Source organism: Xenorhabdus bovienii (assembly GCF_024721015.1).
Classification (GTDB): Bacteria; Pseudomonadota; Gammaproteobacteria; order Enterobacterales; family Enterobacteriaceae; genus Xenorhabdus; species Xenorhabdus bovienii.
The window spans coordinates 1-12,547 of record NZ_JANAIF010000089.1; the positions used below are offsets into that span (position 1 = coordinate 1).

Sequence of the window (12,547 nt, forward strand, 5' to 3'; positions counted from 1 at the left end):
CTCCACTAATTCTTTCATTAGCGTCCCTCTAAAAATGAAAGAATTATCCACTCAATATTTTCATGCGTAACCCCTGGATGCAGCCCCGATCATCCGGTCTTTTACGAAGATGAAGTGGATATCCACCTGAATCCTAAAATCGGTGCAGACTGGCAATGACGTGGGCAACAAAAACGTATCACGACACCGGGTCAGAACGAGAAATATTATCTGGCGGGTGCCTTACACAGTGGCACCGGAAAAGTGAGTTATGTTGGCGGCAACAATAAAGACTCATCATTATTTATCAAACTATTAGCGCATCTGAAAGCCGCCTATCGCCGGGCGAAAAGTATTACCTTGATAGTCGATAACTACATTATTCACAAAAGCCAGAAAACACAAGAGTGGCTCGCCCAAAATCCGAAATTCAAATTGATTTATCAACCGATTTATTCCCCATGGATAAATCATATTGAAAAATTAGGGTTAGCACTCCATGAAACGATTACACGTAATCATTGTTGCTGTTATATGTGGCAGTTATTGAGAAAAGTGCGTGGCTTTATGAACACGGTTAGCCCATTCCCAGGAAATAAACATGGCACAGCAAAAGTGTAGCAATATTAGGAACAGCTATTTAGGAATAGTAAAGGTGAATATAGAATGCTGGTTAGTATTTTTTATGCGGGAAAACAATATAAATATAGAGCTGTAGATTCACACAAATATGAGGGTGATGGAATAGGTATGACAACATTAGTTCCATCTAATTCGAGCTATGAGATGAAGAGTAACGATTATACTCTACATACAGACGTAATGGTTCGGGATAACTAGTCGAATATAGCCTGTAAATAAAGCGTACTAATCCAAACTGACAGTTACCGTTTCTATTCCGGTATCTGTCAGTTTAAAAATTACCTTCTTCAAAGCTCCGCAAAATACCGCCTCACAATCTCCCTTCCAATCTCCATCGAAGCTGTCGCTGCCGGCGAAGGTGCATTACATACATGCAGTGATCTGCGACCAACCACAAAGTGAAAATCATCCACTAGCTTGCCATCGGCTGTCAGTGCCTGAGCGCGGACGCCGGCTGGCCCCGGTGTGATATCTTCGGGTTGCAGGTCAGGAATGAGCTGGCGGGCATTCTCGGTAAAAAGCTGGCGCGAGAATGAACGGCGCATTTCGGCCACTCCTTCGCCAAAATAGCGTGAGGCGATCTTCCAAAACCCTTTGTAAGTGAGCACTTCTGCCAAATCTCGTGGGCTGAAATCGGTCTTACGATATCCTTCGCGCTTAAATGCCAATACTGCATTGGGGCCAACATCCCGCTTGCCGTTGTACATCCGCGTAAAATGGACACCAAGGAAAGGAAAATCAGGGTTAGGTACAGGATAAATCAGGTGATTGACCAGATAATTTTTACTGCTGTTCAGCACATAGTATTCGCCACGGAACGGCACAATTTTCATGCCCGTATCATAATCGGCCAGTTGCGCAATTCTATCGCTATGCAAGCCCGCACAATTCACCAGCCATTTTGCCTGATAGTGGGTTTGTTGGGTTTGCACTTCAACATAGCCATTGTGTTCACGGATATTCTGCACTTGTTGCTGGTAATGAATATCACTCCCTCTGGCTTGAATGATCTCGGCCAGTTTCGCAGCAATTTCCGGATAATTTACGATCCCCGCATCCGGCACTAAAATCGCTTCAATACCATTGACATAAGGTTCGCGCTCTTTCAATTCAGCTTGTGACAGGCGGCTGACGTCAAGGCCGTTCTGCAACCCCCGCTGGTAGAGATTTTCCAATAAGGGCAGTTCCTTCGGTTGGGTCGCCACAATCATTTTACCGCAGCGGTCATGATACAGGCCATGTTGCTGACAAAACGTATATATCGAGCGGTTTCCCTGTTTTGCCAGACGGGCTTTTAAACTGCCGGGAGGGTAGTAAATGCCGGAGTGAACAACATTGCTGTTATGCCCGCTTTGGTGGGCGGCTGCCCCATTTTCTTTATCCAGTACCAGCAGGCGCAATGATGGGTGATGTTCTTGCAGGGCATTAGCCGTACCAAGGCCGACCAACCCCGCACCAATGATAATAACGTCATACATTTTTATTGTTTTTCCTTATTAACTCCAGAGGGAAAGCACGTTGCCGGTTGTAGCGTAACCGATGAACAACGCCCGCTGTAGCGATGAATATTACACCGGCCAAATCTGTCAGCATCCCGGGTTTGATAAGCAGAATGGCCGCGATAGCGAAGAATATTCTTTCCAGCCAGTGAGTCTTGATCATCCAGAAATTAGCAGTAGCGACGGAGAGTGAATAAATGCCAATCAGGGCGGTCATGATCATATAAATAATGGAAAGCACATTTAAGTCATTGCCTTGCATCAATAAAGCGGGGTTATAGACCAGAATAAAAGGAATGATGAAGCCCGGAAGAGCCAGCCGCACGGCACTCCATGAGGTTTGTATTGGGTCGGAGCGGGCAATGCTGGCGGCGGTGTAACTGGCCAGCGCCACAGGAGGGGTAATATTGGAAAGCACACCGAACCAGAAAACGAAAAAATGTGCCGCTAATGGCAAGACGCCCGCTTTAATTAATATGGGTGACACTGTCACGGCAACAACAATATATAAGGCGGTGGAAGGCAGCCCCATACTGAGGACGATACAAACTACCATCACCACCAGCAGGATCATCCACAGCGTATTGTCAGTCAGCGAAACGATATTGAAAGCGAGGGTCGAACCGATGCCAGTCATCGTAACGACACAAATGATGACCCCAATGGCAGCACAGGCAATCGTAACTTGAATGGAGCCCCGGGCAGCTTCACTCAAGGCTTTGGCAATTTTCTTTGGTGTCATGCGAGCCGAGGTATCTGGTGTGATCCAGCTTGCGATGATAATCGTAATAATGCCAAGAAAACCGGCGTAAATCGGGGTTTTTCCCATCAGCAGAATGCCGATTACGATAAATAGCGGTAATAACAGCAGGCCACGGGCTTTCAGTACGGTTTTGACTTGAGGAATATTCTCTTTGCTGATGCCTTGCAGTCCCTGTTTTTTTGCTTCTAAATCGATGGCAATGATCAGGGCGGCATAATAGAGCAAAGCAGGAATAATGGCCGCCATGACAATCGTGGTGTAGGAGATACCAAGAAAACCCGCCATGATAAACGCCGCCGCCCCCATAATCGGCGGCATGATCATTCCTCCCGTCGAAGCGGCCGCTTCAACAGCACCGGCAAAGCGCGGTGACAGACCGATACTTTTCATTAAGGGAATGGTAAAAGTGCCGGTAGTCGCGACATTGGCGACGGCACTGCCGCTTAATGATCCCGTCAAAGCGGAAGAAATGACGGCAACTTGCGCTGGCCCTCCACGGCGACGGCCAGCTATTGCCAATGCCAAATCGTTGAACAACGCCGTCGCGCCGCTGACACTCAAAAATGCACCAAACAAAATGAAGACGATGATGGCGGTTGATGCGGTTGACAGGGTGATGCCGAAAATGCCTTCACTGGTCATAAACAGGCGGAATAGCAGGCGCTCAAGGGAAAATCCGGCATGGCCAAAGATCCCGATGAAATACTGGCCGAACAGGGCATAAATGATAGCGAAGAGAGACAGTCCCGGTATGAAATAGCCGGTTGTGCGTCTGGCTGCTTCAAATAAGACGCCAATTCCGATCACCGCCATCACATAATCCAGCGTGTCGGGAATACTGTTGCGAACCACATGTAAGTCAACGTAAGTGAAATAAAAATAGCCATAACTGAGCAATGTCAGCAGGATAAAAAGATAATCCCAACGATTGAATTTTGGGGTGGCATAACGTTTGGAAAGGGGAAACAGAATGAAACCCAAAATCAGAATTCCCCCAAGAAAGGTCGCATTGCGGTAAAACTCCTGCGTATTGGATAACGCATTGGAATAAATGGCATAAAGGGAAATCACGATAGCCAGTATTGCTGTCAATTTCAGATAAATGCCGTTCAGATGACGGCTGCCCGAACCGGCTTCTTTATCCAGTTCGTGGGGGGAAGATGACGTTAAAGTGTCAGTGCTCATGATGACTCCGTAGCGTGAGGGAGATTATGGCTGATTTGCAGTGAGTTTTGCTTCCGGGGGTACAAGGTTATCGGGGATATCCAGACCCCTCTCGCGATAAAATTTATACGCACCGATATGCAAGGGTACAGAGACACCTTTGAGCGCATTTTCTGGCGTAATGTACTTTGCCGCGCTATGGATTTGCTGAACTTCTTTCAAATTTTCGAACATCACTTTTGTCAGTTCATAAATGGTTTTTTCATCAATCTTACGAGTCGTCATCAGAATATTGGGTTGAGCAATGGTATGAACCGGCTGGATTTGACGTGGGTAAGTTTCCGGCTTAATAACAAAACGAAACCAAGAATCGGCGATAGTATTGATTTTTGCCAGTTGGTCATCGGTTACATTGAGGATACGGGAAGGCACGCCGCTGGCGTACATATCAGTGACTGCCGAGGCGGGTACACCAGCGGGCAGGGCACCACCCTCAAGACGGCCATCCCGCATGGCGGAAACGGTATCGCCATAGCCTAGATATTCTGGGCGAATATCTTTCTTACTGAGATTGACACCTTGCAGAATAATCAGGGTTGATTGTTCTGTGCCACTGGCCTGTGGCCCGACAGAAAAATGGGTTCCGGCAATGTCATTGAGCGTACCCTCTTTGATTTTGTCTTCCAGCAGGACGAAATGTTCGACATTCGGCCAAAGTACCGAAATGGAACGTAAATCGTGGTACGGTCGGTTTTCGAAATGGCGCACACCCTGATAGGCTTCAACGGCGATCAGGCTCTGCAAAATGGCGAGTTGCGCCTCATCTTTCTGTAGCAGGTCAATATTTTCAATTGAGCCTGCCGAAGACTGTCCCGTGACCTGAATATGCTCATTTTTCAGATGGTTGCTCCAGATATTAGCCAGACCCACCCCCATCGGATAATAAGTGCCTCCCGTGGAAGCGGTGGCGACTGAGAGGAAACGTTTATTGGCATTTTCCAGCTTACCTGCAACAGCTATGATGATGACAGCCATTGCAGCGAGGGTTGCCAGTAAGAGTTTTGTTTTTGTCACTTTTTTGACAGCCATAGTGTGATTACTCGATATCGTGTAACAGACAATTAACATTTGCATTAATTTGTATACAACATAACATCGATAATTTCAGCATCATATATTGTTAATTTGTGATAATAAAAACAAAAATATAAATACGAGGGGTGAGGAATGTGATGAAGGCAGGAATTCTTGTGATTATCCCAAGTTAAAACGGTTACTGTTCTGCCTTCTATCTTTTAAGTCGCAGTCCTGAGAATTAGCGCGCTAATAACTTATTTTTAAAAGCTGTTGCCAGATATTAAGATACTCTTTTTGAACAAAAGGTGAGCACATGACCGAATGATCTGAATTTTTTAATACATGTTCAGGAATTTTAAGTTCAGGCGCATTTTTCATCCATAAGGGTAAATATTTATCAGCCCCTTCTATGGTACTGTCATAGCCATGAAATGCAGAATTCAATGCGGCATTCTCAGGTTGCATAATAAAATTAAGAAATAATCTGGCATTTTCATAATTTTTCGATTTTTTGAGAATGACAAGATTATCACTGAATATTAATACCCCTTCACGTGGCAAGCCAAACTGAATATGAGAATTAATTCTACGTTGACGCAACGCTGCACCATTCCAGTCAATACCTGCTTTAAATTTTCCCGAAGCCATCATATTGACACTACCATACTCCATTGCGGCCCAATGTTTTTTTGCTTCAAGTAAGGTTTTCTTAACTTTTTCAAGTAATTTAGGATTTGAGTCACATATTTTACCACCATGATAGCGAATGGCCGCATAAATAAGATCATTCATGTCTGAACCCACATTAATAGTACCAAATAATGATGTTGGCGGTTCTAAAACAACCTTCCATGTATTAATATCGCCATCGTAAACATCTGTATGGACGACAGTGCCAACAATGCCCCAAGACCAAGGAATACCATAAGTTCGTTGCGGATCGGCAGGAGATGTGCGCCAGCGGGGGGTAATATTCTTGAAATTTGTCATTGACTGAGCATCAATAGGTTGCAGAAGTCCGGCGTTTATCCAGTGAAGCAAAAAATTATCCGCTACAACAGCAAGGTCAGCATCAATTTTTCCAAGCTGAATGCTTTCTAATGCTTCTTCATTTGATTTGTATTCTAATAGAGTAATGCTGATATTATGCTCTTTTTTGAATTTTTGGAGCATCTCTGGACTTGTATAACTTTGCCAATTGTACAAAACCAGTGAACTTTCAGCCTTTGCTATTCCTGAATAAGTTAACGAGAATGAAAATAGTATCAGAATCACGGATGATATCCGCAGAAAAATGGCAGTAAATCTACGTAAGTATTTATAGGAATGAATTAAGCTTCCAAAAGATATCCATAATGTACCTATTGGCACTAAGATTATCAAAAAAACACCAAGCATAGGAAAAAAAGTATTCACAGACTTAAAAGCGCTTATTGGAATAAAAGTACTTACGAATAATAAGGCTTTTGGATTCAAAAATGTGGCTACCATAACATCAACGAAATTTGTACCTTTATGGGCGAAAATATTTATTAAATTCACCTCATTATCTGTAAAATAATCCATTTTTAAGCTATACATCCATAATTTAAAAGCTAGCCACAGCACATAAGTCGCAGACAATAGCTTCACAAACTGGTACATCCAAGGCAACGTCTGTGTCAGAGATAGCAAAAAAAATCCCCAAATTGCAATAGCCACTGTATATCCTATAGCTTCGGCAATAACGAGAATAAGAGATTTACTTAACCCTTGTTGTAACCCAGCTGATAAAAGTAAAGTATTTGTTGGCCCAGGAACGATTAAAACTAATGCGATAGAAAAGGCCATAATAAACCATTCATTGAATGTCACCATATAATGATTTCCGATAAATGTTTCGTTATTTGCAAATTAAAAAGGAGAAAACGGGCGCGAAGTTGCAAATGCAGAAATTTGTTTTTCTCCTAATGCAACTTGACATAATCTTTCTATACCAATAGCAAATCCAGCGCTGGAAGGCGATACCAATTTATTTCTCATCATGGTACACATCACCTCATCTTCAGACCCAAACATGTTACGTTTCCGAGCCTGAGTTTCAAAACGCTCTACATCATCTTCGTCAGTATAACCATGAACAATTTCGATCCCATTAATCAAAATTTCGAAACGCTCGACGATTCCTTTTGTTCCTGTTCTTTTCTTTGCTCGTATCTCGGTGAGCAAAGGAAAATCCGTTACGATAATACAGCATTGTTGTGATAGAGGTTCAATATTCTCAATAATATAGCGATCAATTAGATTCAGCGGGGGAGTTGTTTTGTCACAATACATTTCCCGTAAACAATCAATAAATATTTCGGAAGCGGAAAAATCTTCAAAAAAATCAACTGAAAACCGTTGTTTAAGATGATCAGCAAACGACAATACACTTATTTTCCCTTGATAAAATATTTCTATGATTGATTGTGCAAGTTGAAGCATTTCATCAAGGGTAGAATCTTTTTTATATAAATCAAGCATTGTAAATTCTGGTAGGTGGGTATCATCCACTGCATCAGGCCGGAAACTAGGGCCTATTTCATAGATACGATCATAGTATTGAAGATTGTAGCGCAAGGCAAAAGCTGAAGATTCTCTTAGCCAACCTCCATTATGTAGGGAGAGCCGTGGACGAGAGTCATCACCAGAATAACGGCGCATAACGGGAGTCATAATTTCAATAAATTCCTGAGAATCAAGAAAAGTGCGTATGCGGCGAATCATCGCCGCTTTATATAATATTGGAGAATTCAACATTTGCTTTTCTCTCTATTAGGATTGAGTATCGATTTTCCACCAACGGGGGCGTGACGATATAAATGAATGTGAAACTGGGCGAAGGTTTTTTTTGTTTTTACTATCAAAATTACCTAATAGCAGTCCGACTGTTGGGCCATCGTCTATTGCTCCTAGAGAGCTTCCACATTGTGAGCAAAAGGCACGACTAGAATAGTCGGAAGAACGAAATACAGAGGGAACGCCACCCGGCCCATTCCAGTGGACTGCGGCTTTCGGAAATTCAATCCAACATAGAGTCAATCCCCCAGAATGTTGTTGGCACATGGAGCAAGAACATGTATGAGGATTACCAGCCTCACCTGTCGCTATAAATCTGATATGACCACAAAGACACCCACCGGAATATTCAACTTTTTTCATATAATTACCCTAAAATGTTAATGACTGTAACAGTGATCTGTTCGGGTTAAATGATGAATCTCAACCCACTGATCAACAAAAGGAGTAAGCATTTGAAGGAAGCCATCCACAATCTGAGGTTGCTGAAAGTGGAATAGATCTGCATCCCTGATGAATCTAGCAATACCTTCTTGATGCCCGCGTTCAACTGCGACATTATCAGTTGCAGCGCTATGAGTTTCATCCAAGTGCATTCGATAATAAAAATCAAGTTTTTTTAATGAATTTCCTGTTCCTTGACCAGTAATTTGTCCCAGACGATTGGTAATGTCTTGTAAAAGTAGCGTTTCCGCGATAGCAATAGCTTCGGTTGCATAGTACATGCCCAGTACCGTTGAAGGGCAATGAGACCACGTAAGTATGTCGATTAGGGAAATAAGAGCACGTGTTGAAGAAGTACGTGGCATCCAGCCATTCACTCGAAAATCTAAGTCCGCAATGAGTGCTCCGCTAAAAACAACATAGTGGGCAGGTAATTTTCCTCGTTCTCCACCTTCTTCCAAAAAGTTCCGTGTTAATTCTTGAGCAAATTCAGGACAAAAACCACGAATATTATCGGCTGCTCTTAATAACATGGTGGAATTGTAACGAGCGAAGACAGACAGCTCACCAATATATAATTTTGCTTCTTCCTTACTGAGATTTGATGGATTGATGAGATCTTTAATTTGATTATAAATAATTGCAATCATAGGATCGAAATGTTTATCAATCAGCTCATTTCCATCAACCTTTGCTTTTCCTTCACTAATAATACTATTAATTAAATTTCTAGTGGGAATATTTTTATTCAGATAATCATCCACTAATGCTGGGAAATTTCTATACATTTTTTATTCCTTATTAATTAATGAGAAAGTAAACCGCCCGTGACTATTAATGTTTTTAGTGAGGTGTAAATTTCCTCAGAATTTATTGTAATGGGTTGTCGAGTATTAAGTGTATCCAAAAGTTTTAAAGTCTCAGAACTGGCAGGTAATATTACACTTTTTGTTGCAATAAATACGCGAATTTCATCAGAAGAACAATCTAACCCATGCTCATAACTCACAATAAATGGAGCCTGTAATGATACTTGAGAATCAGGATTAATGATTAAATCATTTTGATGTTCGGGTTCCTTTAATGGATCTGCGTTTATAGCCGTAGGCAGTTCCCATCCTCCGTTACTACGAAGTCGATGCCAGTAATAATGTAAATATTTAGGTAGATCCTGTTGTAGCCATTTATTTATTATTTCTGTTAAAAGAGTTGAGAGTGGTTCTGTATCAAATTGATTATTATCAAAGTTAATTAATTCTGACATACCTTCTTGATCAAAGGGAAGTGATTTTTCACTGAGAGCAGGAAGTATTTTTAATGCCATAAAACGCGACAATGGATAAGTATAAAATGGCAGCGCAATTGATACCGAAAATTCTTCTTGACGACCGACATGATAAACTGATGCTGGTAAATACAAGGCATCACCCGGCTTAAGTATATAAAGCGTTCCTTTTTCTATTAATTTGTCATACAATTCTGAATCTGAGAACGTGGGTTCGCGTGAGCCAGTTATTTCCAAATAAAGTTCTCTTGACCAACAATAAAAATACTTAATACCCGGTCCTAAATGACACAAAAATGCATGTTCAAAACCTTCGTGTATACCAAAAGCGGTACCAGAATAATTGCCACAAAAAGTTGCTTGTTCTATTCCACCAATAGGAATACCTTTATAAGCAAAGAAAGATTGCGCAAATAAACCGAAATCAGCTGCTAGCTTTGGACAAGATTGCTCAAGGTTATTAATCACTAAACTGAAACGCTCTTTTCCACTTAATCGTTGCATGAAATGTATCAACGTTTCATCCGATAATATGGTTTCAGAGGATAATTTTTCAACAAGATCATCACGACGTTTTTCACCATCATAGATACGCAAGCGGCAATCAGTTTTTAGTAAATTAGATTTATTGCATAAATTATAAAATGCATTTTTAACAGTTTCATGATTAGAAAAACCTTCATTTAAAGGAAGAATTGATTCGAAAAGAAAAGGAGTCTTTCCATGATTTGTTTTTTCATCAAATCCTTCCCAAATTTCTTTATGAAAATTAATTGTCATATTTTTTATCCATTTTATTTGTGAATATTTCGAATATAGACAATAAGCCAGCTATAAGCTGGCTTACATAACTAATTATTGATTTAGTCAATAATAGCATCAGGACGAACACCTGTTTTCAAGGCGTCGGGACGAACACCTGTTTTTAGAGCGTCTGGACGAACACCTGTTTTCAAGGCATAGGGGCGAACACCTGATTTTAAGGCATCAGGACGAACACCGGATTTTATAGAACTATTCATATAGCCTCCATAATATAGAGTTGTTGTGTTTTATTAATTAAATGATTTTAATATTACGAGATAACACTCGCAAAACGTAATTTGGCATCATATTTACAATAAATCAACTTACGCTTAATTTATTTCACCTATAAATTTATATGACATTCAATAAACAATCACTGAATTAAATAAAATAAATTGTTATTTTAATTTTTAATATATTGATATATATAATGAATAATATTATTTCAATCATTAAATATTCAAATGAATCAAAAAATAATTTTTGTTGATAAAAATTATCAAATGCTATTTTAAGCTGTTAAATATACTTTTTAGTTGTAAATCCATATTTAAATTGATTGAATAAACTCAATCAGAATATTGTGTTTGTTTTTAATTAAATTATTTTGTTTTATTTTGTTTTATAAAATTAATAAGTATTTTAATTTTTTATGGAAATTTAATTTCCTAATATGTTATTTAACTTACTAAATTATAACAGTGATTTTCATGAAAAGTTAAGATTTAGGATAGTTAAAGTATTAAAGCTGGTATGGTAGTTTATTATCCGATGGAATCGGGTATTCAAGCTTCTTAAGCCAATGAATGGGAATAAAATTGTCTCTTTCATGTATCGCTATTGTCAGTGGGGGCAGTTTTTAGAGCTCCTCTTAAGAACCACTTTCAATGATATGAATAAATTATATATTGATATGAAAATCATTACTCCGGTAACATCTTTCCTCATTTAGCAATTAATCTGTGATTGATTCTTGAGGAGATAAAATAATGGTTGCTACACACGATGAGATTCAACACTATGATATTCAGACCCGTTATTCCAATATTTCAGTTCTCGATACCGGCGGAAACGGGCTGCCAGTGCTCCTGATACATGGCAATTCAAGCTGTAAAGAAATCTTTCGTCACCAAATTGAATATTTAAAAGGGGACTATCGGGTTCTGGCATTGGATTTACCCGGCCACGGTAAATCTTCTAACGCCAGCGATCCACGTGAAGCATACTCAATGCCCGGTTATGCCCGCACCATCATTGAAGTGCTGGAAAAGATGGGCATTGATAAAGTCGTGGTCTTTGGCTGGTCACTAGGGGGGCATATTGGGTTAGAAATGCTGGCATTGAACCCTAAAATGATCGGGTTGATGATTTGTGGCACGCCGCCAGTGGCCGCTGGGAGAGAGAATGTAGCCCGTGGTTTTCGTCAAAGTGAACTGAGGCTTACCGGTAAAGCGGAATTTACTGATGAGGATGTCAAAAACTTTGCCCGTGAGACAAACGGCGTCTATGCACCTCATGAACCGTTTATGATAGAAGCCGTGGCAAGAACAGACGGGTTAGCTCGGCAATATATGTTTGAAGCTTCTGTTTCCCCTCAGGCGACAGATCAGAAATTATTGGCTGAAACCAGTGAAGTTCCTTTGGCTATTGTCAATGGTGCTGGTGATCCTTTCATCAATCACGATTATATTAATGGATTAAATTATAAAAACCTTTGGAAAGGCCAAGTGTTTAATCTGGCCGGCGTCGATCATGCGCCATTCTGGGAGGCTCCAGATATTTTTAACCCGATTTTAGCTGAGTTTCTAAAAGATTTTTAATAGCCTTAAGAGAGCCAGAACGGGAATTTTTTTGTTTTATTTAAAGAAATTCCCGCTATTACAGATCTATTTTTTTATTTAAATGGTGATGTCATTTTTAAATATTATTTTATTATTTTATTATTTTATTATTTTATTATTTTATTATTTTATTATCTATTATCTATTATCTATTATCTATTATCTATTATCTATTATCTATTATTATGTTATATTTATATTTATATTTATATTTATATTTATATTT

10 protein-coding genes and 1 pseudogene are annotated in these 12,547 nt (G+C 40.1%); 2 read left to right on the plus strand and 9 right to left on the minus strand.

Features of this window, described 5'->3' with window-relative positions; translation table 11 throughout:
* Positions 1 to 78: 78 nt before the first annotated feature.
* Positions 79 to 600: pseudogene (locus NXS07_RS16935) on the plus strand (IS630 family transposase); the annotation flags it as partial.
* 308 nt (positions 601 to 908) lie between these two features.
* Here the strand turns inward: NXS07_RS16935 and lhgD are convergent.
* The 9 genes from lhgD to NXS07_RS16980 form a co-directional block, all read right to left on the minus strand.
* The gene (gene lhgD, locus NXS07_RS16940) at positions 909 to 2,099 is read right to left on the minus strand and encodes an L-2-hydroxyglutarate dehydrogenase (RefSeq protein ID WP_258087198.1); all 1,191 of its coding nucleotides are present in this window, start codon (positions 2,097 to 2,099) and stop codon (positions 909 to 911) included.
* Complete coding sequence (locus NXS07_RS16945) at positions 2,092 to 4,068, minus strand: TRAP transporter permease (protein ID WP_258087199.1); 1,977 nt, start codon at positions 4,066 to 4,068, stop codon at positions 2,092 to 2,094. Before NXS07_RS16945 ends, lhgD begins: the two co-directional genes overlap by 8 nt.
* Positions 4,069 to 4,092: 24 nt before the next feature.
* Positions 4,093 to 5,136, minus strand: coding sequence for a TAXI family TRAP transporter solute-binding subunit (locus NXS07_RS16950; RefSeq protein ID WP_258087200.1), 1,044 nt, complete (start codon positions 5,134 to 5,136; stop codon positions 4,093 to 4,095).
* 234 nt (positions 5,137 to 5,370) lie between these two features.
* Positions 5,371 to 6,981, minus strand: coding sequence for an extracellular solute-binding protein (locus tag NXS07_RS16955; RefSeq protein WP_238099319.1), 1,611 nt, complete (start codon positions 6,979 to 6,981; stop codon positions 5,371 to 5,373).
* Between the two features lie 36 nt (positions 6,982 to 7,017).
* Positions 7,018 to 7,905, minus strand: coding sequence for an amino acid--tRNA ligase-related protein (locus NXS07_RS16960; RefSeq protein ID WP_046336611.1), 888 nt, complete (start codon positions 7,903 to 7,905; stop codon positions 7,018 to 7,020).
* 15 nt (positions 7,906 to 7,920) lie between these two features.
* Positions 7,921 to 8,307, minus strand: coding sequence for a GFA family protein (locus tag NXS07_RS16965; RefSeq protein WP_071839195.1), 387 nt, complete (start codon positions 8,305 to 8,307; stop codon positions 7,921 to 7,923).
* A 17-nt stretch (positions 8,308 to 8,324) separates the two neighbouring features.
* Positions 8,325 to 9,176, minus strand: coding sequence for a DUF3865 domain-containing protein (locus NXS07_RS16970; RefSeq protein WP_046336610.1), 852 nt, complete (start codon positions 9,174 to 9,176; stop codon positions 8,325 to 8,327).
* Between the two features lie 17 nt (positions 9,177 to 9,193).
* Complete coding sequence (locus tag NXS07_RS16975; RefSeq protein WP_258087201.1) at positions 9,194 to 10,453, minus strand: cupin domain-containing protein; 1,260 nt, start codon at positions 10,451 to 10,453, stop codon at positions 9,194 to 9,196.
* 83 nt (positions 10,454 to 10,536) lie between these two features.
* The gene (locus tag NXS07_RS16980) at positions 10,537 to 10,695 is read right to left on the minus strand and encodes a hypothetical protein (protein WP_258087202.1); all 159 of its coding nucleotides are present in this window, start codon (positions 10,693 to 10,695) and stop codon (positions 10,537 to 10,539) included.
* Between the two features lie 774 nt (positions 10,696 to 11,469).
* Between NXS07_RS16980 and NXS07_RS16985 the strand changes: the two genes are divergently transcribed.
* Complete coding sequence (locus NXS07_RS16985; protein WP_258087203.1) at positions 11,470 to 12,300, plus strand: alpha/beta fold hydrolase; 831 nt, start codon at positions 11,470 to 11,472, stop codon at positions 12,298 to 12,300.
* Positions 12,301 to 12,547: the final 247 nt, after the last annotated feature.